Genomic DNA, 22,350 nt, shown 5'->3' with positions numbered 1-22,350 from the left:
TCGCATTGACCCAAGACGGCGTTAAAGCAGGTGACGTCAAACTGACCAAAGACGGTTTGAACAACGCCGGCAACAAAGTGACCAACGTAGCTGCCGGTACCGACGATACCGACGCCGTTAACTACGGCCAGCTGAAAGAGACCAACCAAAACGTCGCCAACAACGCCGCCAACATCGCCAAAGGCATCAACTTCGGCGGTACCACCGGCAGCAACAACTACGCATTGGGCGACACCATCAATGTCAAAGGCGACAGCAACATCATCAGCGAAACCGTAGCCGGTGGTGCACAGCTGAAACTGGCCGATGTATTGAGTGTCGGTCAAGCGGCTCCGGTGAAAATCGATGGCGATAAAGGTGAAGTCAGCGGTTTGAGCAACACTACTTTGGGTGGTAATGATTTTGCCCAAGGTAAACGTGCAGCAACTGAAGAGCAGCTGAATGCGGCCCAAGATCAGTTGGTAAATGTATTGGGTGGCAATGCGGCCAATAATGGCGGCAACATCAGCATGACCGATATTGGCGGTACTGGTGAGAACAACATCCACGATGCAATCAAAGCCGTTAATGCAACTGCCAATCTGCCTTTGACTTTCGGCGGCGACAGTGGCAAAGACGTTGAACGCAAACCGGGTACGAAGCTGAATATTGTTGGCGGTCAAACCGATGCAGCCAAACTTTCAGACGGCAATATCGGCGTTGTAGCGAATGGCTCTGATAAGTTGGAAGTCAAATTGGCTAAAGACTTGGCAGTTGACAGCGTGAAAGCCGGCGATACCACAGTCAATACTGACGGCGTGAAAGTTGGCGATGTCAATCTGACTAAAGCCGGCTTGAACAATGGCGGCAATAAGATTACCAATGTTGCAGCCGGTACCGATGATACTGATGCGGTGAATGTTGCTCAGTTGAACAAAGCTGCGGCTGCGGCTAAGACTGAAGTCGTTCAAGGCGATAACATTGTTGTTACTCAGGATGTCGGCGCCAATGGCCAAACCATTTACAAAGTGGCTACCGATAAAAACCTGAAAGTCGACAGCGTTACCGCAGGCGATACCGTGATGAATAATGACGGTGTGAAAGTTGGCGATGATGTTGCATTGAACAAAGACGGCTTGAAAGCAGGCGATGTGAACCTGACCAAAGCTGGCTTGAACAATGGCGGTAATAAGATTACCAACGTTGCGGCCGGTACGGATGACACCGATGCAGTCAATGTTTCCCAACTGAAACAAGCTGCGGCGGCATCTAAGACTGAAGTCGTTCAAGGTAAGAACATCGTTGTGACTGAAAAAACAGGCGACAAAGGTCAGACTGTTTACGAGGTGGCAACCGATAAAGACTTGGATGTTGACAGCGTCAAAGCCGGCGACACCACCGTTAACAACGACGGTGTGAAAGTAGGCGACGATGTTGCATTGAACAAAGACGGCTTGAAAGCAGGTAAGGTAAACCTGACTAAAGACGGCTTGGATAATGCGGGCAATAAAGTAACCAACGTAGCGGATGGTGATCTCAATGCAAACAGCAAAGATGCCGTCAACGGCAGCCAGTTGTACGCAACCAACCAAAACGTAGCCAACAACGCTGCGACTATCGCCAAAGGCATTAACTTCGGCGGTACCACCGGCAGCAACAACTACGCGTTGAGCGACACCATCAACGTTAAAGGCGACAGCAACATCATCAGCGAAACCGTAGCCGGTGGCGCTCAACTGAAGTTGGCTGACGAGATTAGCGTGAAGACAGTGAATGCCGATACCTTCAAAGCAGGCGATACTGTGATGAATAATGACGGCGTGAAAGTTGGCGATAAAGTTGCGTTGAACAAAGACGGTCTGACCGCAGGCAATACCGTGGTCAACAACGATGGCGTAACCATCGCTGCACCGACTGAAAACAATCCGAACAACCAAGTCAAACTGTCTCCTGTCGGTCTGAACAACGGTGGCCAACGCATTACCAATGTGGCTCCGGGTAAAGACGGTACAGACGCGGCAAACGTGAATCAGTTGATTGGTTTGGGTACCGAGTTGCAGAACAACATCAACCAAGTAGGTAAGAAAGCCTACGCGGGTGTGGCCGGTGCGATTGCCCAAGGCTCGATTCCGCAAGTAACCCGTCCGGGTGCGACCGGTATCGGTGTTGGCAGCGGCTACTACGGTGGTCAGTCTGCCATGGCCATCGGCGTGTCTGCGATGAGCGACGGCGGCAACTGGATTGTCAAAGGCAACTTCTCGGCCAATACCGACGGTCATGTCGGTGTCGGTGCCGGTGCGCTGTATCAGTGGTAAGTTGGCAATGACAGGCAACTAGATTTGCTGCCTGAATAGGGAGGCCGTCTGAAATTTTAGGTTTCAGACGGCCTTTTTTTCTGAAAACACTTGAATTTAGGCTATCTGAAACGATATGCTTCATCTATTTACCGCATGACTCTGAAAGAGAACAAATGAGCAAAACCATCCATTATTTGAAAGACTACTCCGCGCCAGCGTACCGTATTCTGAAAACCGACCTGCACTTCGATATTTTAGAACCGCAAACCATCGTCAAATCCAGTCTGACCGTTCAACCTGAAAGAACAGGAGAGCCATTGGTATTGGATGGTTCGGCAAAACTGCTGTCTGTGAAAGTAAACGGTCAGGCCGTAGATTATGTGTTGGAAGACGAAAAATTGACGATTACAGGCGTGCCGTCTGAAAACTTCACGCTGGAAGTAGAAACCGAAATTTTGCCGGCTGAGAACAAATCTCTGATGGGTCTGTATGCTTCCGGCGGCAACCTGTTCACTCAATGCGAACCGGAAGGTTTCCGCAAAATTACGTTCTACATCGACCGTCCGGATGTCATGTCTAAATTTACCACCACTATCGTTGCAGACAAAAAACGCTATCCGGTGTTGCTGTCTAACGGCAATAAAATCGATGGCGGCGAGTTTTCAGACGGCCATCATTGGGTGAAATGGGAAGACCCGTTTGCCAAACCGAGCTATCTCTTTGCTCTGGTGGCAGGTGATTTGGCGGTAACGGAAGATTATTTTACGACCATGAGCGGCCGTAAGGTCAAAATCGAGTTCTACACTACTGAGACAGACAAACCTAAAGTCGGTTTTGCAGTTGAATCGTTGAAAAATGCGATGAAATGGGACGAAACACGCTTTGGCTTGGAATACGACTTGGATATTTTCATGGTCGTTGCCGTAGGTGATTTCAATATGGGCGCGATGGAAAACAAAGGTTTGAATATTTTCAACACCAAGTTTGTGCTGGCTAATAGCCGTACCGCGACCGATACCGACTTTGAAGGCATCGAATCTGTTGTCGGACACGAATATTTCCACAACTGGACAGGCAACCGCGTGACCTGCCGCGATTGGTTCCAATTGTCGCTGAAAGAAGGTTTGACTGTATTCCGCGATCAAGAGTTTTCCGGCGACCGGGCCAGCCGCGTGGTGCGCCGTATCGACAATGTCCGTATGCTGCGCTTGTTCCAATTCCCTGAAGATGCGGGCCCGACTGCGCATCCTGTCCGCCCGGCCAGCTATGAAGAGATGAACAACTTCTACACCATGACCGTCTATGAAAAAGGTGCGGAAGTAGTGCGCATGTATCACACCTTGCTCGGAGAAGAAGGCTTCCAAAAAGGCATGAAGTTGTATTTCCAACGCCACGACGGTCAGGCAGTAACCTGCGATGATTTCCGTGCCGCAATGGCAGACGCAAACGGCATCAATCTTGATCAGTTCGCTTTGTGGTATAGCCAAGCCGGTACGCCGGTTTTAGATGCTCAAGGCCGTCTGAAAGATGGAGCGTTTGAATTGACCATCAAACAAACCATTCCGGCAACGCCCGATATGGCGGACAAGCAGCCGATGATGATTCCGGTCAAAACCGGTTTGCTGAACGAAAAAGGCGAAGCGGTTGAGTTTGAATATCAAGGCAAACGTGTGAAAGAGGCGGTTTTGGTATTGACCGAAGCCGAGCAGACTTTTGTGTTGGGCGGCGTCAATGAGCCGGTTATCCCGTCTCTGCTACGAGATTTCTCTGCACCTGTTACCCTGAACTATCCGTACAGCGAGCAAGAATTGGCTACTTTGCTGGCGGCAGATGAAAATGAGTTTGCCCGTTGGGAGGCTGCTCAAACCTTATATCATCGCGCCATTAACGCCAACCGTCAGGCATTGGCGGAAGGCCGTCCTTTGCCTGAACACAAAGCATTGATGGATGCTTTGGCTTTGGTGGTTTCTGGTGACTTTGATCCGGCATTCCGCGCTATTTTGCTGCAAATGCCGTCTGAAACCGATGTATGGGCGGAAGAAGAAAATATTGATCCGATTCAGGTTCATCAGGCACGTGAAGCCTTACTCAATGCCGTTGCCGTCAAGTTCCTGTCTCAATGGCGCGAGCTGAACCGTCAAGCTACCGAGCAAGAAAACCAAGCCGATGCCACTGTTCGTTATGAATACAGCCCGGAATTGGCCGGCTGGCGTACCTTGCGCAATGCTTGCAGGGCATTTGTCCTACGTGCTGACTCAGCGCATATCGAACACGTTGCGGAGAATTACGAAGCAATGGCGCAAAACATGACCCACGAATGGGGCATCTTATCCGCAATCAACAGCAATGAAAGCGAAATCCGCGATCGCTTGTTGACGCAATTTGCCGATAAATTCGCCGATGATGCTTTGGTAATGGACAAATACTTTGCCCTGATTGCTTCAAGTCGACGTAAAGATACTTTACCGCAAGTTCAGACGGCCTTGAGTCATCCTAAGTTCAGTATTGAAAACCCGAATAAAGCCCGTTCTTTGTTGATCAGTTTCAGCCGCAATATTCCGCATTTCCATGCAGAAGATGGTAGCGGCTACCGCTTTATAGCCGATAAAGTGATGGAAATCGACCGCTTTAACCCGCAAGTTGCCGCCCGACTGGTGCAGGCTTTCAACATCTGCAACAAATTGGAAGCCAACCGCAAAGCCGTCATGACCAAAGAATTGCAACGCATCAATGCACAAGAAGGTTTGTCCAAAGATGTGGGCGAGATTGTCGGTAAGATTTTGAATGAAAAATAAATCTTGTTTGTTGACCTTATTGTAATTTGACAATAGGGATAGATAGACTAAAGGCCGTCTGAAACCAATTGGTTTCAGACGGCCTTTTTATATATCAACGCTTAAATCAATTTTCGTTGAGGGTAGGGAATAGAATAAAAAAAGAGCCTGCATAAAACAGGCTCTTTTTCATACTAATCCGAAGATTAGAATTTGTGACGCAGGCCAACCAAACCAGAGATGGTTTCAACTTTGTGAGGGCCAGATTCAGCACCACGCAACCAGCCGGCAGAAACCAGAGCAGTAGTGCGTTTAGAGAAGTCGTAGTCAGCACCAACGATAACTTGGTCGTATTGAGTGCCTTTCAGTTTTTCGCCGTCAACTTTAGCTTTGAAGCCGTGAGCGTAAGAAACGCGAGGAGTTACGTTACCAGCGCGGTAAGCGGCAGTAGCAGCAACTTCGATAGTTTCAGCAGGACGGCTGTCCAAGCCAGCAGCAGTACCGAATACTACGTTAGAAGCGTTAGTACCAGCAGCACGCATAGCAGAAGTTACAACACCGTTAGATTGGGCTTCAGCGTAGTCACCCAAAGTTTCCCAGTTTTTAGCGTATTGACCAGCTACAGATACGAACAGGTTGTTAGCATCGTAACCACCTACCAAGCGGTGTACGTGACCGTCTTTTTCAGAAACGGCGTTTTTACGGAAACCACCGGCGTATTGACCGAAGAAGCCAGAGTTTTCGTAGTTCAGGCCAGCGTAGTAAGTGTCACGGGTAGCGTCGTTGTGAGTGTATTTGTCAGAAGGGTTAGCATTGTCACGAGGAGTATATTGTACGCTTGCGCTGAAACCTGAGAATACAGGGCTGTCGTAACGTACAGAAACTGCACGTTCGTCAACACGAGTAAATACAGACATATTCAAAGCGCCGTTGCTGCTTTCCCATTGGTCAACATTGTCACTAGTATTTTTAACAGTAGAGTCCAGTTTACCAGCACGAACTTTACCGAAGCCACCTTCCAAACCGATGAAAGATTCGCGAGAAGCCCACTCTTTGTCGCCACCGGCGATAGAAGTGTTTTGTTCAACTTGCCAGATGGCATTCAGGTTGTTACCCAAGTGTTCGTGGCCTTTAAAGCCGATACGTGAGCCGAAGTCAGCGATTTCAGTAGCAGTTTTAGAGCTTTTCTCGTGACCCAGTTTAGCAGCAGTTTGTTCACCCAATTTTACTTTGGATACTTCAACACCGGCTTTAATTTGACCGTACAGAGTTACGTCAGCCATAGCTGCAACAGGCAGAGCCGCTAGAGTCAAGGCAATCAGAGATTTTTTCATTGCTGTTTTCCTTTTTTAAGTGTGAAGAAGCGAGCATTCGTTCTTCTTATTACGATATCGTTCTCTTTCAACGATTCCATGACCATAATATAAAGGTTATGGCCTAGGAAAACAAATTTTCCTCTTGTTTTGAGTGATTTTTGCAGGGAAACGTTGTTTTTTACAGACAGGGTGGAAGCATAAGGCGGTCTTTTATTTTGGTAATGTGTTTTTCTAAAAGGGAATTTCGGGATGGCTATAAAATATGGGGTATAAAATTAGGTTGTGAATATTGTTTATCGTGTTTTCAGACGGCCTTGGTAATGGGATTTATCGTGTACTGGGTTTGCAAATATATAAAAAACCTGCCTGATTGCTCGGGCAGGTTTTATTTGATCGAAAGACAGATTAGTTTTTGTCTTGGTCAACCAGTTTGTTTTTGGCAATCCAAGGCATCATAGAACGCAGTTGAGCGCCGACTTTTTCAATTTGGTGATCAGCAGTCAGACGGCGACGGGCTGTCATGCTGGCATAGTTGACGGCACCTTCTTGGATGAACATTTTAGCGTATTCGCCGGTTTGGATGCGTTTGAGGGCATTGCGCATGGCTTCGCGGGATTTGTCGTTGATGACTTCGACGCCGGTTACGTATTCGCCGTACTCTGCATTGTTGGAAATGGAGTAGTTCATGTTGGCGATGCCGCCTTCGTAAATCAGGTCAACAATGAGCTTCATTTCGTGCAGGCATTCGAAGTAGGCCATTTCTGGGGCGTAGCCTGCTTCAGTCAGGGTTTCGAAGCCGGTTTTGATCAATTCAACCACGCCGCCGCACAATACGGCTTGTTCGCCGAAGAGGTCGGTTTCGGTTTCTTCGCGGAAGTTGGTTTCAATCACGCCGCCTTTGGTACCGCCGTTGGCTGCGGCGTAAGACAGGGCGATGTCACGTGCTTTGCCGCTTTTATCTTGGTAAACGGCGATCAGGGAAGGTACGCCGCCGCCTTTCAGGAATTCGCTGCGTACGGTGTGGCCTGGGCCTTTAGGGGCAACCATGATAACGTCGAGGTCGGCGCGGGGTACGATTTGGTTGTAGTGTACGTTGAAGCCGTGGGCGAACGCCAATACTGCGCCTTCTTTCAAGTTAGGCTCGATTTCGTTTTTGTATACGATAGGTTGGTTTTCGTCAGGCAACAGAATCATTACAACGTCGGCTGCTTTGGTTGCTTCAGCAACAGTGCGCACGTCGTGGCCGGCTGCTTCGGCTTTTTTCCAAGAGCCGCCTTGGCGCAGACCGATGACGACATTTACGCCGGAATCTTTCAGGTTTGCTGCGTGTGCGTGACCTTGTGAACCGTAACCGATGATGGCAACAGTTTTGCCTTTGATCAGAGAAAGGTCAGCGTCTTTATCGTAATAAACTTGCATTTTATTTCCTTAGTGTAAGAGGGTTCCGGACAATCCGGGTTGAGTTAAAAGTAATAGGGGCTTAGGCAGGGACTTGGTTCATCAAGACAATTTCCAATGCTTCGGTTTTTCCTTCGATGGATTTGACGAAGTTTTGGAAATGTTCGCTGGCATTGTGTTCGTCAATAGCTGCTTGGGATTTCCAGCTTTCTACGAATACGAAACGGTTGGGTTTGCTGATTTCTTGGTGCAGGTCGTAGCTGATGTTGCCTTCTTCTGCACGGCTGGCTTTGACCAATTCTTTAAACTGGGCAGCCAGAGCCTCGGTGTATTCGGGTTTGACGGTAACTAATGCAACGATTTGGATGCTTGACATGGTTGTCTCCTACTGGTTTTCAGACGGCCTTTGTAGAAAGCAAAAGGCCGTCTGAACGATACAGCGTTAAATTTTCAAAATACGCTCGCCGCGGCCGATACCGGCTGCACCTGTGCGTACGGTTTCCAAAATTTGAGCGCGACCGACTGTCTCGAGGAAAGAGTCGAGTTTTTCGGTGGAACCTGTGATTTCGATGGTGTAGCTGCGGTCTGTTACGTCAATGACGCTGCCACGGTAGATTTCGGTCAATCGCAGGAATTCATCACGGTCTTTGCCGACGGCGCGGACTTTAACCAACATCAGCTCGCGTTCGACAAAACGGCTTTCGTTCAAATCGACCACTTTGACAACTTCAATCAGTTTGTTGAGTTGTTTGGTGATTTGCTCGATGACGTTCTCATCGCCGTGGGTAACAATGGTCATACGGGACAAGGTTTTGTCTTCGGTTGGGGCTACGGCCAGGGAGTCGATGTTGTAATCGCGTGCGGAGAACAAACCTACCACACGGCTCATCGCACCTGATTCGTTTTCCATCAGAATAGATAAGATATGTCGCATTTCTTTCTCCTTACGCTTTTGCAATATCGCGCATATGCGGCGGAAGAACCATTTCATCCAAACCTTTGCCGTTGCCGACCATAGGCAGTACGTTTTGTTTCTTGTCTGTCAAAAAGTCGAGGAATACCAAACGGTCTTTTTGGTTTAATGCTTCCAACAAGGCGCCTTCGACGTCGGATTTCTTGTCCACACGGATGCCGATATGGCCGTAGGATTCGGCCAGTTTGACAAAGTCGGGCAATGAATCGAAATAGGTTTCCGATTCGCGGTTGCCATAATACAGCTCCTGCCATTGGCGAACCATACCCAAATAGCCATTGTTTAATGTAACGACATTGATGGGGACATTATATTGGAAGCAGGTGGACAGCTCTTGGATATTCATTTGAATAGAGCCCTCGCCTGTGATACAGAAGACGTCTTGTTCCGGAGCCGCCAGTTTGGCACCGAGGGCGTAAGGCAGGCCTACACCCATCGTACCCAGACCGCCGGAATTGAGCCATTGGCGGGGACGCTCGAATGGATAATATTGAGCGGCAAACATTTGGTGTTGGCCAACGTCGGAAGTAATAATGGCTGAGTTTTTGGTAATTTCTGCCAGTTTTTGAACAACGTATTGCGGTTTAATGATTTCGCTGTCGTTTTCAAACCACAGGCAGTTGTGCGAACGCCATTCTTCGATGGTTTTCCACCATTTGTCCAATGAGTCGGCTGAAGGCGCAGTTTCTTGTTTGCCCCACAGATGAATTATTTCGGTCAATACGTTTTTGACATCGCCGACAATCGGAATGTCCACTTTAACGCGTTTGGCAATGCTGGACGGGTCGATGTCGATATGGATGATTTTTTTGGGTTTGTCCAAGAATTTTGACGGTACGGAAACAACGCGGTCGTCAAAGCGCGCGCCGATTGCCAAAACGACGTCTGCATTTTGCATCGCCAAATTGGCCTCGTAGGTACCGTGCATGCCCAACATGCCCAAGAATTGGCGGTCGCTGGAAGGGTAAGCACCCAAACCCATTAATGTGCCGGTACAGGGTACGCCGGTCATGCGGATAAATTGGGTCATTTCCTCGGAGGCATTGCCCAATACCACGCCGCCGCCGAAGTAAACGATGGGGCGTTTGGCAGAAGCCAGCATTTGTACGGCTTTTTTAATTTGGCCGATGTGACCTTGTACAACCGGTTGGTAGGAGCGGATAAAGATGTCTTCTTGTGGATAGCTGAATTTGGCCATCGCTTGAGTAACATCTTTAGGAATATCGACGACAACGGGGCCCGGACGGCCGCTGGCGGCAATTTGGAAGGCTTTTTTAATCGTATCAGCCAGCTCGCCAATATTGGTAACCAGGAAGTTGTGTTTGACACAAGGGCGGGTAATGCCGACCGTATCCACTTCTTGGAACGCATCTGTACCGATGAGGGAATTGCCCACTTGGCCGCTGATGATGACCAGGGGGATGGAATCGCTGTACGCGGTAGCAATGCCGGTCAATGCGTTGGTTACGCCCGGGCCGGAAGTTACCAAGGCCACGCCGACTTTGCCGCTGACGCGGGCATAGGCATCTGCCGCATGTACGGCTGCCTGCTCATGGCGGGTCAGAATGTGCTTGAATTTGTTGAGTTGGAAAATGGCATCGTAGATTTCGATAACCGCACCACCGGGATAGCCGAATACGTATTCAACACCTTCGGCTTTGAGACTTTGCACGACGATTTGTGCGCCTGATAATTGCATATTGACCTCTTTTATGCGGTTTCTAACCAATAGGAACAATCCGCCTCACCACAGCACCTGTAATGCAATTCCATCAAGCAGCGATTTAGGGTACGCGCATTGAGGGAATACGGCGACAGTCAGACTGTCCAAACAATTGGAAAGGAACACAGAGTTTGTGAAAAAGAGTAGAAAAGATAACGCAAACCGACTGTTCAATCAAGATAAAATCTTTCATCTTTTAACATTTGAAACGGGAAAATAGATTGAAGGTTGATTTTAAAGAAATAAAAAAACTGTTTTATTGATCTTGATGTGGATGGATTGTTGACAGTTTGAGTAAGGAGAAGGTTTTTGCAAATGAAAAATAGCAAAAAACCTCTTAACTGAATCAAGAGGTTTTTTAAATTTGGTGCCCAGGGTCGGACTCGAACCGACACACCTTGCGGCGGGGGATTTTGAGTCCCCTGCGTCTACCAATTTCGCCACCTGGGCTAGCGAAGAAGTCGTCATTATAGCGAGTTCTCGAATCTTGTAAAGCAGTAATTGAAAAAAAATCGGATTATTTTTATATTTGTTTGATTTTTAATGAATTAAACTTTTTGTGTTTGATGGTTATCTAAATGGGAGGCAGATTTTTAAAACAAAAAAAGCAGTATTTATCTGCAAAAAGGGCTACATTTAATGTGTTAAACGCGTTAATATGAAGATGTTTTGTTTTTATATCGGCCGGGCGGTTGTTTGGCCTCACTTATTTGAAACGGTTTTGGAGAAAATTTATGCTTTCCGTCACACGAACTTTCTTACTCAGTGCTTTTGCATTGGCTGCTCTGGTTGCTTGTCAGCCTAAAGAGGAGGCCAAGGAGGCTTCTTCGACACCTGCCGCTTCTGCTGCGCCTGCTGCTTCCGGTGAATCTGCACCCAAAGCGCAAGCGCGTGGTACCGATATGCGCAAAGAAGACATTGGCGGCGACTTTACATTGACCGATGGCGACGGCAAACCTTTCAGTCTGAGCGATTTGAAAGGCAAAGTGGTTATCCTGTCTTTCGGTTATACCCACTGTCCTGACGTATGCCCAACCGAGTTGCTGACTTATAGCGACACGTTGAAACAATTGGGCGATCAGGCTAAAGACGTGAAAGTAGTATTTGTCAGCATCGACCCTGAGCGCGATACGCCTGAAGTAATCGGCAAATACGCCAAACAGTTCAACCCTGATTTTATCGGCCTGACGGCTACCGGCGAGCAAAGCTTGCCAGTCATCAAGCAGCAATACCGCGTGGTATCGGCTAAAGTAAACCAAAAAGAAGACAGCGAAAACTATTTGGTCGATCACTCTTCAGGTGCATATTTGATTGATAAAAACGGTGAAGTGGCGATTTTCTCGCCTTACGGCAGCGAGCCTGAAACGATTGCGGCTGATGTGAAAACTTTATTGTAAAACCGTAGTTAAGGCCGTCTGAAATGGGTTGTGGATTTCAGACGGCCTTCTTGCTTTTGATACGGCAAAGGAAAAGAAAAAATGACCGACACACTTTTAACGATTGCTTTATCCAAAGGACGGATTTTTGAGGAAACCCTGCCGCTGTTGGCCGCCGCCGGTATTGTGCCTGTGGAAGAGCCGGAAAAATCGCGCAAGCTGATTATTGGTACCAATCATGACAACATCCGTTTGGTGATTGTGCGCGCGACCGATGTGCCGACTTATGTGCAATATGGTGCGGCGGATTTTGGCATTGCCGGTAAGGATGTGCTGATTGAGCATGGCGGAGATGGCCTGTATCAACCTTTGGATTTGCACATCGCCTCATGCCGCATGATGGTTGCGGTTAAAAAAGGTTTTGATTACGCCGCTGCGTCCAAACCCGGCAGCCGCTTGCGGATTGCCACCAAATATCCCGACATTGCCGCCGAACACTTTGCCGACAAGGGTGTGCATGTGGACATCATCAAACTGTACGGCTCGATGGAGCTTGCGCCTTTGGTCGGTCTGAGCGACGCGATTGTCGATTTGGTTTCCAGCGGCAATACGTTAAAGGCCAATGGTTTGGAAGCTGTGGAACATGTGGCTGATATTTCGAGCCGCTTGGTGGTCAACAAAGCTGCTTTGAAAACCAAATATGCGTTGTTGAATCCGATTATTCAGGCATTTGAAAATGCCGCTAAGGCCGTCTGAAAAGTTTTTGGCAAAAACTGTCTGCCAACCCAGTTTGAAAGCCCCGTTATGATGCAAAGCAAACCGACACTCGATACGATTCTTTCCCATCGTTCCATCCGTAGGTTTACTTCCGAACCGATTGCCGATGAAATCCTCGATACGCTGGTTTGCGCCGGACAGCAGGCTTCGACTTCCAACAACCTGCAATGCGTTTCCATCATCCGCGTATCCGATCTTGCGCTGAGGCAGGGGATACATGAAGCGGCAGGAAGCGCACCTTATATTGTCCATTGTGCGGAGTTTTTATTGTTTTGCATCGATTTTTCCAAACACAAGGCAATGTTTCCCGATGCGCAAATCGATTGGGCGGAGGTAACCCTGATTGGCGCGGTCGATGCAGGTATTATGGCGCAAAACGTATTGCTTGCCGCCGAATCGCTTGGGCTGGGCGGCGTGTATATCGGCGCGCTGCGCAATAATGTGCAAAAAGTATCGGACGTATTGAACCTACCGGATTATTGCGTGCCTTTGGTGGGGTTGTGCCTCGGTTATCCCGACCAAGACCCGCCGCTCAAACCGCGCCTACCTAAGCAAATGGTGTATGCCGAAAACGCCTGTCCGAGCCTGAATGCCGAGGCGGTTGAAGCCTATAATCAGGCAGTGGCGGATTATTATGAGTTGCGCAAGGGCAGTCCGATACCTTGGAAGGAATCGCTGGCCAAAACCTTGGGTAATCCTGTTCGGCCGCATATGTTGGCGTTTTTGCAGAAAAAAGGTTTTTTGAAAAAATAATGTTCAGACGGCCTATGTGTGGCTGAGGCCGTCTGAAAACAATAGGAACGAAACAAGGAAGAGAGCAAACCATGAAGAAACTCGACACTCAATCCCCTGATTTTCAAGCCGAACTCAAAGCGTTACTTGCTTTTGAAACCGCGCAAAACCCTGAAATCGACCGTATTGTTGCCGACATCTGCGCCGATGTTCAAAAACGCGGCGATGCGGCGCTGATTGAATACACCAACCGCTTTGACGGCACATCCGCACAAACCATCGACGATTTAATCCTGACGCAAGACGATTTGCAGTCTGCGTTTGAGCGTTTGCCTGAAAATATTCAGACGGCCTTGAAAACGGCCGCGAGACGGGTAGAAAGCTACCATAAACACCAAAAAATGGAGTCATGGACTTACGAAGACGAAGACGGCACGCTTTTGGGCCAACAGATTACGCCGCTTGACCGCGTCGGTATTTATGTTCCGGGCGGTAAAGCCGCTTATCCGAGTTCCGTCATCATGAACGCCATGCCTGCCCACGTTGCCGGCGTGAAAGAAATCATCATGGTCGTTCCCACACCGAAAGGCGAGCGCAACGATATTGTGTTGGCGGCTGCTTTTGTGGCCGGTGTGACCAAAGTGTTTACGGTCGGAGGCGCGCAGGCGGTTGCAGCTTTGGCCTATGGTACGGAATCTGTGCCTCAAGTCGATAAGATTACCGGCCCGGGCAATGCCTTTGTCGCTGCAGCCAAACGACGCGTGTTCGGTGTGGTCGGTATCGATATGGTGGCAGGGCCATCTGAAATTTTGGTGATTGCGGATGGTACGACGCCTGCCGATTGGGTGGCTATGGATTTGTTCAGTCAGGCAGAACACGATGAAATTGCACAAGCGATTTTGATCGGTACTTCTCAAGCGTATTTGGACGAAGTTCAGACGGCCATGAACCGCCTGATTGAAACCATGCCGCGCCGTGCGATTATTGAAGCTTCATTGGGCAACCGCGGCGCAATGATTTTGGCTAAAGACTTAGACGAAGCCTGCGAAATCGCCAACTATATTGCCCCCGAACACTTGGAATTGTCGGTCGAAAATCCGCAAGAGTGGGCGAAAAAAATCCGCCACGCCGGTGCGATTTTTATGGGATGCTATACCAGTGAAAGCCTTGGCGACTATTGCGCAGGCCCCAACCACGTTTTGCCGACCAGCCGCACGGCGCGTTTCTCTTCTCCTTTGGGAACATATGATTTCCAAAAACGCTCCAGTCTGATTCAGGTTTCAGAACAAGGTGCGCAGAAATTGGGCAAAACCGCCAGCGTGTTGGCGCATGGCGAAAGCTTGACCGCGCACGCCAGAGCGGCTGAGTTCCGTTTGAAAGACTGAGTGAAACGTTGAAGTCGTAAGAAATCCAAAAAGGGCATCTAAACAGATGCCCTTTTTATTGTGATGAAGGTTTGGCCGATAAGGCATCAGGCCGTCTGAAAACAGGTTTAACGGTTTTTCAGCCAGTCATTACGCATTTGTGCGGCTTCTTCAAAATAGCGGTAAAGCTCGGTTTTGTTGCCTTCTGAAAGGAGTTGTTCCAATTTGGATAATTGTTCCTTCAAATCGCTGGTCAGTTTGAGCAGGGCAGGGCGGTTGGCCAGGCAGATGTCTGTCCAGACGGCAGGGTGGCTGGAGGCAATGCGGGTAAAGTCGCGAAAGCCGGTGGCGGCATAGGGGAGGTAGTCTTTGCCGTGCGGATGGTCAACCAAAGCGTGGACATAGGCAAAGGCGGTCAAGTGCGGCAAGTGGGAAACAGCGGCAAAAATATTGTCGTGTTCTTCGGCACTCATGGTCGAAATTTGCGAACCAACCGCCTGCCACAGGCTTTTCAGCCGTCTCAGGCCATCTGAAGCCTCTTGGCCGTGTAGCGTAATAATCAGGCGGCTGTTTTGAAACAAACCGCAACGCGCGGATTTTGCCCCGCTTTGATCCGAGCCGGCAATCGGGTGGGCGGCAAAACATTGCGGCAGGCGGTCGGATAAGTGAGTGCGGAAGGCATTAAGTGCCGATTGTTTGGTGCTGCCGACATCGGAAACGCAGGCAGTGTCTTTTAAGAAGGGCTTGATGTCGAGGCATACGTCAGGCAGGACGGAGACTGGAGTGGCAATCAAAACCAAATCGGCGTTGCCGATGCTTTTGGCGCAAATATTCGGATAGGCATGGTCGATGATGCCGCATTCGAGTGCGTAATTGAGGTTGTCGGCATTGGTGTCGATGCCGGTAACGGTTTGCACCAGTCCCAAGCGTTTGAGGTCGAGCATGAACGAACCGCCGATTAAACCGACGCCGATAAGGGTGATATGGGGGAAAAAGGCGGAAGTGTTCATGGTTTGAATCCGGTACAAGTGGAAAAACTTATTTTAATCCGTTATGGAGGCCGTCTGAAAGTTGTCGTCAAGGTTTCAGACGGCCTTTTTTAGGGGCGAATTTTCATGATTTAGGCATAGAAAACTCCGTTTAGTAGGAGCATGTAACCGATTATCAGATTTTCATACACTAAAATAATCATCTGAATTAGTATAACGTCTTAAAGTAAGTAATTGGTATCTTAAAGTAAATTATTACATCATATTTTATTTTGATTGATATCGAATAAAATAATTCACTCAGAAAGAAGGAATTTATGAGTTTTTCACAAACCGAATTAGTCAACGCAATGCGTTTGCTTTCTACCCGTCTGCCGCAGTTTCCGGAGCAGCAAAACCAAGTATCCCGTATGTTGCGCATCGTAACCGAACGTTTGAGCAGCCATTTGAACGAAAACCTGAAAGCGTTCGGCATCAATGAAAACCTGTGGTTTTCCCTGATGGCGGTTTACGTCAGCCCAAACAGCGAAATCCTGCCTTCGCGCTTGAGTGACCTGATGGACTTGACGCGTACCAGTGCAACACGCCTGTCGGACGACATGGTTGAGCGCGGCTGGGTAGAGCGTTATATCAATCAGAAAGACCGTCGTCAGATTGTGCTAAAATTGACCCCTTCAGGTGAGACCTTCATCCACGAAGTATGGCCACAAATTGCCCGTCAGAGCGGCCAGGCGTGGGAAGATTTCACGAAAGAGGATTATGATACGCTGCAACACCTGTTGGGTAAACTGTTGAACCGTTTGGGCAATTGACAACAGACGGCCTGATGGTCTGCGGCAGGCACACATAAACGGAGTCTGTATGAAATTAGGTTTGGTCAAATCAAGCGTATGCGTTGCCGCTGTTTCGCTGTTGGCGGCATGTGCGCCGTTCGGCAAACAGTCGCCTTTAGATGAGACAACAGCCTATCCGCTGCCGCAAGGCCAATCTGCCGCTACTGCCCAAGACGGCTGGTGGATGAAGCTGAAAGATAAAAAATTAAACAATTTGATTGCTTCCGCCATTCAGACGTCTACCAATCTGCGTGTCGTCAAGGCAAGGTTTGAGCAGGCTCAGGCGCAGCTGGGCGTTGTAGGAGCCGCCAACAAACCGCAAGTCGGCTTGGGCGTTACAGGTCTGGGTGCTTATGTTTCACCCAAACCTCAAGCCGGTATGGTTGATACCGACCATACATTGGTTTTGGCGAACGCAGCCTTACAAGGCAGTTTGGTTTTCGACTTTTGGGGTAAAAACCGAGAGCAGATTCAAGCTGTTTTAGGAAAAAGCCAGGCAGCGGTGTATGAATCGCATCATATCCGCACCGAGTTGGCTCACGCCGTTGCCGCCCAATATTTTGCGTGGCAGATGGCGGCAGAACAACTGGCGCTGCTAGATACGCGCATAGAGTTAGCGGATAAGGCATTGAAACTGATGCAACAACGCGTTAAAGCGCAGCTGGCTCCTGCCGATGCCTTGCACGCTCTGGAAATGGCGCAACAGCAATTACAGCTTGAAAAATCGGCATGGACTCAGAAAAATGAGAAAATCCGCAACAGTCTGGCTGTATTGACCGGCCGAGTGCCGGGTGCATTAAATGGACAGGTTCCGGAAAAAATGGCGGCTGTACCGTCATTGCCGGTTAGCCGTATTGAAGCGGACTTGCTGGCAGTTCGTCCCGATATCGCGGCACAAAAAGCCTTGCTTGAAGAGAAATGGCATATCGTCAAATCGACCGAGGCAGAGTTTTACCCGAATATCGAGTTGAAAGTTTTGGCAGGTATGACGCACATTGATGCGTTCAATCTGATTCGCGGACGGACTTCCGGTATGTTGGGCATCGTTCCGGCTTTGAATCTGCCATTGTTTACTTCCGGCGCGCTGCAATCCAAATTGGCGGGCAAACGTGCCCAGTATAACGAGCAGGTTGCCGTGTATGACCAAACTGTTTTGAACGCCATGCGTTCGGCGGCAGATGCTGTAGTCGACTATCAAAGCCTGAAAAGCCGACAAGATACTTGGAACAAGATGGTCAATATTGCCGATAAATCTGCACAAAATGCAAAAGGACGTGTTCGTGCAGGTTTGGATAACGGCTTGAGCGCCTTGCAAAAACAAGATGAAGCTGTGCGTACGAAAATGTCGGCAGTTCAATACCATGCAGAATATCTGACAGCTTGGAGTAACCTCAATGCCCAGTTGGGCGGAGGCTTTAAATTAAATAAGAAATAAACGTTTTATCAAAACGTAGGCCGTCTGAAAGTAATTTCAGACGGCCTTTTGCTTACCTTATTTACATTTGCTACCGGAAGAAATTATTGTAATGAATAGAGTGTAACTATAGAATATGACTCTTTAGCGCGTTAAACGCGCGTATTGGGGCTGATGGTATAAGTCAGCGCCCAGTAAGACAATAATATCGTTATCACATGTGCAAAATTAAAGTTGGGACTTATGGATACTCAATCAGAAAAAAATAATGTCCAAAATGAAACGGAAGTAGCCGCTTCCGGCGCTAAAACGCATCGCAAACGCAATTTGGTTATCGTTACACTCCTATTCCTTATTACGGCAGCTGTAGTTGCTTTGGCGTATTTCCTGTTTTGGCAGCATGAAGAAGAAACAGAAGATGCTTATGTGGCCGGTCATTTGGTGATGATTACGCCGCAGGTAAACGGCACGGTGCGCAAAGTCATGTATGACGATACGGATGTCGTGAAAAAAGGCGATGTTTTGGTGGCTTTGGACGACAGCGATTTTCAGCTGGCATACGATCGTGCGCAAAATGAATTGATTCAGGCCATCCGTCAAAACAAACAGCAAACTGCGGTCAATTCAAAAGCCAAAGCGCAAGTGTTGTTGCGCAAAGCCGATTTGGCCCGTGCGCAAGCCGATTTGCGCCGCCGCGAATCTTTGGCGGGTACGGAAGCGGTTTCCGGAGAAGAACTCAGCCATGCCCGTGCCGCTGTGGTTCAGGCTCAGGCTGCATTGAAAGCAGTTGAGGCGGAAGAAGTTTCTGCTCAGGCAGCGTTGGGCAGTAATATTCCTCTGCGCCAACAACCGGCAGTTCAGACGGCCATCAGCCACATTAAAGACGCTTGGCTGAATCTGCAACGTACGCAAATCCGTTCTCCGATCAGCGGCCAAATTGCCAAACGAAATGTCCAAGTCGGCCAACGTATCGTGCAAGGTACGCCGATGATGGCTGTTGTGCCTCTATCTGAATTGTGGGTGGATGCCAACTTTAAAGAGTCGCAACTGCGCAAAATGAAGATCGGCCAGCCTGTTGAAATGACAGCCGATTTGTACGGCAGCAAAGTGGTTTACCATGGCAAGGTAATGGGCTTGTCGGCAGGTACGGGCAGTGCGTTCTCATTACTGCCGGCGCAAAATGCAACGGGCAACTGGATTAAAGTCGTTCAACGTGTGCCGGTGCGTATCAGCTTGGATGCTAAAGAATTGCAACAAAATCCGCTCCGTGTCGGTTTGTCGATGACTGTTAAAGTCGATATTGCCGAGAAGGGCAGCGGTAAAGCCATGACTGCCGAAGCGGAACGAAATACTGCCTTGCCGGAAACGGAAAGTGTGGATTGGAAAGCCGCCGATGCTTTAGTCGATAAAATCTTCGAGCAATACGCAAAATAATCTTTTCAGACGGCCTGAGTCTTTTATTGAAGGCTCAGGCCGTCTGAAATATTGATTCTCTTCAATCGACCGCTTTGGCGGTTGTCTTATAGTTTAAAAATATGAATTATCCGCCGTTACAAGGGTTTAAGCTGGTGTTGGCAACTTTGGCGCTCAGCTTGGCCGTATTTATGGAAGTCTTGGACAGCACCATCGCCAACGTCGCCGTGCCTGTTATCGCAGGGGATTTAGGCGCGGCTACCACGCAGGGAACTTGGGTGATTACCTCATTTGCCGTAGCCAATGCCATTTCCGTTCCCTTGACAGGTTTTTTGGCCAAGCGGTTTGGTGAGGTTAAAATCTTTATCGCCGCCGTGATCGGGTTTGTCGTAACGTCATGGCTGTGCGGTATGGCACATAATCTTCAAGCCTTGGTTTTTTTCCGTGTATTGCAAGGTTTCATTGCCGGGCCATTGATTCCTTTGTCCCAAAGCCTGTTGATGGCCTCCTATCCGCCTGAAAAACGAACATTGGCACTGGCCTTATGGGCGATGACTGTCGTCGTTGCCCCTGTATTGGGACCTATTTTGGGCGGTTGGATTTCGGACAACTGGCATTGGGGATGGATTTTCTTTATCAATATCCCAATCGGGATTTTATCCGCCTCCATTGCTTGGAAACAGCTTAGACACAGGGAAACCGAAATTATTAGGGCGCCAATCGATTATGTCGGGCTGGTGTTGATGATTGTCGGTATCGGCGCATTGCAAATGATGCTTGATAGGGGCAAGGAGTTGGACTGGTTTGCCTCGGGAGAGATTATCGTTTTAGGTGTTACCGCTTTGGTGTTCCTGACATATTTTATTGTTTGGGAGCTGGGCGAGAAATACCCGATTGTCGATTTGTCATTGTTTAAAAATAGAAACTTCACAATAGGCGTTGTTGCGACATCGTTGGGCTTCATGGTTTATATGGGTACATTGACCCTGTTGCCTTTAGTGTTGCAATCAAATCTCGGCTATACCGCTACTTGGGCCGGTTTGGCTGCTGCGCCGGTGGGTTTTTTGCCGATTATTCTGTCGCCGATTATCGGTAAGTTTGGTAATCGCGTCGATATGCGCCTGTTTGTCAGTGCCAGCTTTTTGGTGTTTGCCTACACATTCCATTGGCGAACCGATTTCTATGCCGGCATGGATATGAGCAACGTCGTTTGGCCGCAGTTTTGGCAGGGTTTAGGCGTAGCCATGTTCTTCCTGCCTCTGACCAGTATCACCTTGTCGCATATGAAAGGTAATCAAATTGCCTCGGCCAGTAGCCTGTCTAACTTCTTGCGTGTCTTTATGGGCGGTGTCGGAGTATCCGTTGTCAGCACCATGTGGGAACGGCGTGAAGCTTTGCATCATACTCAGCTGACCGAACATATTAATTCATTGTCCTCAATCAGCAACCAATCTATTCAAGGCATGATGGCCAATGGTTTAAGCAAGGAGCAGGCTTTGGTGGCGATAAATAGCACCATTTCCCAACAAGGCTTTATTATTGGCTCAAATGAAATTTTCTTGGCAGGCAGTATCATATTCATCAGCATGATCCCCATTATTTGGCTGGCAAGGCCGCCATTTAACGGCTCTAGTGGGGGAGGACATTAAATAAAAGGCCGTCTGAATTTCAGACGGCCTTTTATCTATATATTATTTAAGACTCAATAGCAGATCCCTAAATGCATTTGGATCTTTAATAAACGTCATTTCTCCTGATTGAGGGAAATGGAAATCGAGCAGGCGAGATACCCAGAAACGGATACATCCGGCTCTTTGTGCAGTAGGGAAATATGCACGTTCTTCATCAGATAAAGGACGCACGCTTTCATAGCCATGGATAAAAGCATCATAAAGAGCAGGGTCTAATTTATTATCGGCTGTCCGCGCCCAGTCGTTAACTGCAATGGCCAAGTCGTACATGAAATTACCATTGCACGCATAATAAAAATCGATAAAGCCGGAAACTTCATCTCCATTAAGCAGTACATTGTCTTTAAATAAATCGGCATGGATAATACCAGAAGGCAAATGTTCTCCAAGATTTTCATCTAAAGCAGCAATTTCAGCTTGAAGCAGTTTGGCATCTTCGCTATCTAAAACCGGGAGTAACTGGGTGCAGGCATCATGCCACCAGCCATCATAACGGGGATTTTTCATTTTTAAAGGAAAATCTTGGCCGGCTAAATGCATTTTGGCCAACATCGCACCAGTGTGGAAACATTGTGCCTCAGTCGGCCAGCCGGTATCGGAGCCATTCAAACAAGTTACCAAGCAAGCAGGTTTTCCGGCTAAAATAGAATGCAGTCCACCATCTTTACGAGCAATCGGAGCGGCGCAGGCAACGCCATTTTGGCTCAAGTGTTGGTTTAGCTCTAAAAAGAAAGGTAGTTCCTCTGATTTTAAAACCTCAAAAACAGTCAACACATAACGACCGGTTGAGGTAGTCAGAAAATAATTACTGTTAGTAATCCCTTGGGCAATCCCCTGCAAAGAGACGAAATCTCCCAAATCATATTGCAGCAAGAAATCGCGCATTTGAGCGTCGGAAACACTGGTATAGACAGACATAGCAAACTCGAAGCTGAAATAAACTCAAGGAAACATCATACCAAAAAACAAGCGTCAACAATATAAATTAAAGTATAGGTCAAATTCAAAAGGCCGTCAGAAAGAGCATTTCAGACGGCCTTTGTTTTGTATTTTTTTGTATGTATGGGGAGTGTAGGAAGTTTGATTGTATTTTTTTAGAAATAAAAACCCTGTTAAAACAGGGTGGTGGTTAAATTTCTAGAAATAATTTTGCGAAAGGTGTTGACTGGTTTTGTTGGTAGGCGTATAGTTCGGTTCTTCGCTGCTGACGCGGTGAAGAAAACGAAGCAGACAGTATAACACAGTTAGTTAGAATTTTCGATAATTTTAGTTGACATTTGCTAAATGTACTGTATAATTCG

At 48.2% G+C, this 22,350-nt stretch carries 17 protein-coding genes and 1 tRNA gene; 10 read left to right on the top strand and 8 right to left on the bottom strand.

What is annotated here, in order from left to right; translation table 11 throughout:
- Window positions 1-2,294 (top strand): YadA family autotransporter adhesin (locus DBY95_RS10460; protein ID WP_199903885.1); only part of this gene is annotated, 2,294 nt, incomplete at its 5' end.
- Window positions 2,295-2,449: 155 nt separating this feature from the next.
- Window positions 2,450-5,071, top strand: a complete 2,622-nt coding sequence (gene pepN, locus DBY95_RS10455; protein ID WP_107724251.1) for an aminopeptidase N — start codon at window positions 2,450-2,452, stop codon at window positions 5,069-5,071.
- A gap of 185 nt (window positions 5,072-5,256) precedes the next feature.
- On the opposite strand, the gene porB is transcribed toward pepN, so the two are convergent.
- The 6 genes from porB to DBY95_RS10425 form a co-directional block, all read right to left on the bottom strand.
- On the bottom strand, window positions 5,257-6,384 hold the full coding sequence (gene porB, locus DBY95_RS10450; RefSeq protein WP_107724250.1) for a trimeric porin PorB: 1,128 nt from the start codon (window positions 6,382-6,384) through the stop codon (window positions 5,257-5,259).
- A 387-nt stretch (window positions 6,385-6,771) separates the two neighbouring features.
- Window positions 6,772-7,785 carry a ketol-acid reductoisomerase gene (gene ilvC / locus DBY95_RS10445; protein ID WP_004521030.1) on the bottom strand — a complete coding sequence of 338 codons (1,014 nt, stop codon included), beginning with the start codon at window positions 7,783-7,785 and terminating at the stop codon, window positions 6,772-6,774.
- A 61-nt stretch (window positions 7,786-7,846) separates the two neighbouring features.
- Window positions 7,847-8,140 (bottom strand): putative quinol monooxygenase, encoded by a 294-nt coding sequence (locus DBY95_RS10440; RefSeq protein ID WP_107724249.1) that lies wholly within the window; start codon window positions 8,138-8,140, stop codon window positions 7,847-7,849.
- A gap of 66 nt (window positions 8,141-8,206) precedes the next feature.
- The gene (gene ilvN, locus DBY95_RS10435) at window positions 8,207-8,698 is read right to left on the bottom strand and encodes an acetolactate synthase small subunit (RefSeq protein ID WP_107724248.1); all 492 of its coding nucleotides are present in this window, start codon (window positions 8,696-8,698) and stop codon (window positions 8,207-8,209) included.
- Between the two features lie 10 nt (window positions 8,699-8,708).
- A complete protein-coding gene (gene ilvB / locus DBY95_RS10430; RefSeq protein WP_004521033.1) occupies window positions 8,709-10,436 on the bottom strand; it encodes a biosynthetic-type acetolactate synthase large subunit in 1,728 nt (575 codons plus the stop codon).
- A gap of 389 nt (window positions 10,437-10,825) precedes the next feature.
- A tRNA-Leu gene (locus tag DBY95_RS10425) sits at window positions 10,826-10,910 on the bottom strand.
- Between the two features lie 284 nt (window positions 10,911-11,194).
- On the opposite strand from DBY95_RS10425, the gene DBY95_RS10420 reads away from it, so the two are divergent.
- From DBY95_RS10420 to hisD, 4 genes are all read left to right on the top strand, one after another.
- Window positions 11,195-11,857 carry an SCO family protein gene (locus DBY95_RS10420; RefSeq protein WP_107724247.1) on the top strand — a complete coding sequence of 221 codons (663 nt, stop codon included), beginning with the start codon at window positions 11,195-11,197 and terminating at the stop codon, window positions 11,855-11,857.
- Between the two features lie 81 nt (window positions 11,858-11,938).
- The gene (gene hisG, locus DBY95_RS10415) at window positions 11,939-12,592 is read left to right on the top strand and encodes an ATP phosphoribosyltransferase (protein WP_063075647.1); all 654 of its coding nucleotides are present in this window, start codon (window positions 11,939-11,941) and stop codon (window positions 12,590-12,592) included.
- A gap of 48 nt (window positions 12,593-12,640) precedes the next feature.
- Window positions 12,641-13,366, top strand: a complete 726-nt coding sequence (nfsA, locus tag DBY95_RS10410) for an oxygen-insensitive NADPH nitroreductase (RefSeq protein ID WP_107724246.1) — start codon at window positions 12,641-12,643, stop codon at window positions 13,364-13,366.
- 71 nt (window positions 13,367-13,437) lie between these two features.
- Window positions 13,438-14,730, top strand: coding sequence for a histidinol dehydrogenase (gene hisD, locus DBY95_RS10405; protein ID WP_107724245.1), 1,293 nt, complete (start codon window positions 13,438-13,440; stop codon window positions 14,728-14,730).
- Between the two features lie 107 nt (window positions 14,731-14,837).
- Here the strand turns inward: hisD and DBY95_RS10400 are convergent, their stop codons facing one another.
- Window positions 14,838-15,719 carry a prephenate dehydrogenase gene (locus DBY95_RS10400; protein ID WP_107724244.1) on the bottom strand — a complete coding sequence of 294 codons (882 nt, stop codon included), beginning with the start codon at window positions 15,717-15,719 and terminating at the stop codon, window positions 14,838-14,840.
- A gap of 296 nt (window positions 15,720-16,015) precedes the next feature.
- On the opposite strand from DBY95_RS10400, the gene DBY95_RS10395 reads away from it, so the two are divergent.
- The 4 genes from DBY95_RS10395 to DBY95_RS10380 all read left to right on the top strand — a co-directional run bounded on the left by DBY95_RS10395 (window position 16,016) and on the right by DBY95_RS10380 (window position 21,007).
- Window positions 16,016-16,510: a MarR family transcriptional regulator gene (locus tag DBY95_RS10395; RefSeq protein ID WP_004521040.1), complete on the top strand. Its 495-nt coding sequence runs from the start codon at window positions 16,016-16,018 to the stop codon at window positions 16,508-16,510.
- 49 nt (window positions 16,511-16,559) lie between these two features.
- Window positions 16,560-17,966 (top strand): efflux transporter outer membrane subunit, encoded by a 1,407-nt coding sequence (locus tag DBY95_RS10390; RefSeq protein WP_107724243.1) that lies wholly within the window; start codon window positions 16,560-16,562, stop codon window positions 17,964-17,966.
- A gap of 222 nt (window positions 17,967-18,188) precedes the next feature.
- A complete protein-coding gene (locus tag DBY95_RS10385; protein ID WP_107724242.1) occupies window positions 18,189-19,379 on the top strand; it encodes an efflux RND transporter periplasmic adaptor subunit in 1,191 nt (396 codons plus the stop codon).
- Window positions 19,380-19,480: 101 nt separating this feature from the next.
- Entirely contained in the window at window positions 19,481-21,007 is a 1,527-nt protein-coding gene (locus DBY95_RS10380) for a DHA2 family efflux MFS transporter permease subunit (protein ID WP_107724241.1), read from the top strand.
- A 42-nt stretch (window positions 21,008-21,049) separates the two neighbouring features.
- Here DBY95_RS10380 and thrB read toward each other — a convergent pair whose 3' ends face one another.
- Window positions 21,050-21,967, bottom strand: a complete 918-nt coding sequence (gene thrB / locus DBY95_RS10375; RefSeq protein ID WP_049323758.1) for a homoserine kinase — start codon at window positions 21,965-21,967, stop codon at window positions 21,050-21,052.
- Window positions 21,968-22,350 lie beyond the last annotated feature (383 nt).

Source organism: Neisseria subflava (genome assembly GCF_003044935.1).
Lineage (GTDB): Bacteria > Pseudomonadota > Gammaproteobacteria > Burkholderiales > Neisseriaceae > Neisseria > Neisseria subflava_E.
The sequence above is the reverse complement of the archived record's forward strand: the minus strand, read 5'-3'. Positions and strand labels throughout refer to the sequence as shown.

What these genes read in the sequence shown, in the direction of transcription:
- DBY95_RS10385 (WP_107724242.1), top strand. Translation starts at nt 18,189, where the DNA reads ATGGATACTCAATCAGAAAAAAATAATGTCCAAAATGAAACGGAAGTA.
- ilvC (WP_004521030.1), bottom strand. Translation starts at nt 7,785, where the DNA reads ATGCAAGTTTATTACGATAAAGACGCTGACCTTTCTCTGATCAAAGGC.
- DBY95_RS10390 (WP_107724243.1), top strand. Translation starts at nt 16,560, where the DNA reads ATGAAATTAGGTTTGGTCAAATCAAGCGTATGCGTTGCCGCTGTTTCG.
- nfsA (WP_107724246.1), top strand. Translation starts at nt 12,641, where the DNA reads ATGATGCAAAGCAAACCGACACTCGATACGATTCTTTCCCATCGTTCC.
- pepN (WP_107724251.1), top strand. Translation starts at nt 2,450, where the DNA reads ATGAGCAAAACCATCCATTATTTGAAAGACTACTCCGCGCCAGCGTAC.
- DBY95_RS10440 (WP_107724249.1), bottom strand. Translation starts at nt 8,140, where the DNA reads ATGTCAAGCATCCAAATCGTTGCATTAGTTACCGTCAAACCCGAATAC.
- ilvN (WP_107724248.1), bottom strand. Translation starts at nt 8,698, where the DNA reads ATGCGACATATCTTATCTATTCTGATGGAAAACGAATCAGGTGCGATG.
- ilvB (WP_004521033.1), bottom strand. Translation starts at nt 10,436, where the DNA reads ATGCAATTATCAGGCGCACAAATCGTCGTGCAAAGTCTCAAAGCCGAA.
- hisG (WP_063075647.1), top strand. Translation starts at nt 11,939, where the DNA reads ATGACCGACACACTTTTAACGATTGCTTTATCCAAAGGACGGATTTTT.
- hisD (WP_107724245.1), top strand. Translation starts at nt 13,438, where the DNA reads ATGAAGAAACTCGACACTCAATCCCCTGATTTTCAAGCCGAACTCAAA.
- DBY95_RS10380 (WP_107724241.1), top strand. Translation starts at nt 19,481, where the DNA reads ATGAATTATCCGCCGTTACAAGGGTTTAAGCTGGTGTTGGCAACTTTG.
- DBY95_RS10400 (WP_107724244.1), bottom strand. Translation starts at nt 15,719, where the DNA reads ATGAACACTTCCGCCTTTTTCCCCCATATCACCCTTATCGGCGTCGGT.
- DBY95_RS10395 (WP_004521040.1), top strand. Translation starts at nt 16,016, where the DNA reads ATGAGTTTTTCACAAACCGAATTAGTCAACGCAATGCGTTTGCTTTCT.
- thrB (WP_049323758.1), bottom strand. Translation starts at nt 21,967, where the DNA reads ATGTCTGTCTATACCAGTGTTTCCGACGCTCAAATGCGCGATTTCTTG.
- porB (WP_107724250.1), bottom strand. Translation starts at nt 6,384, where the DNA reads ATGAAAAAATCTCTGATTGCCTTGACTCTAGCGGCTCTGCCTGTTGCA.
- DBY95_RS10420 (WP_107724247.1), top strand. Translation starts at nt 11,195, where the DNA reads ATGCTTTCCGTCACACGAACTTTCTTACTCAGTGCTTTTGCATTGGCT.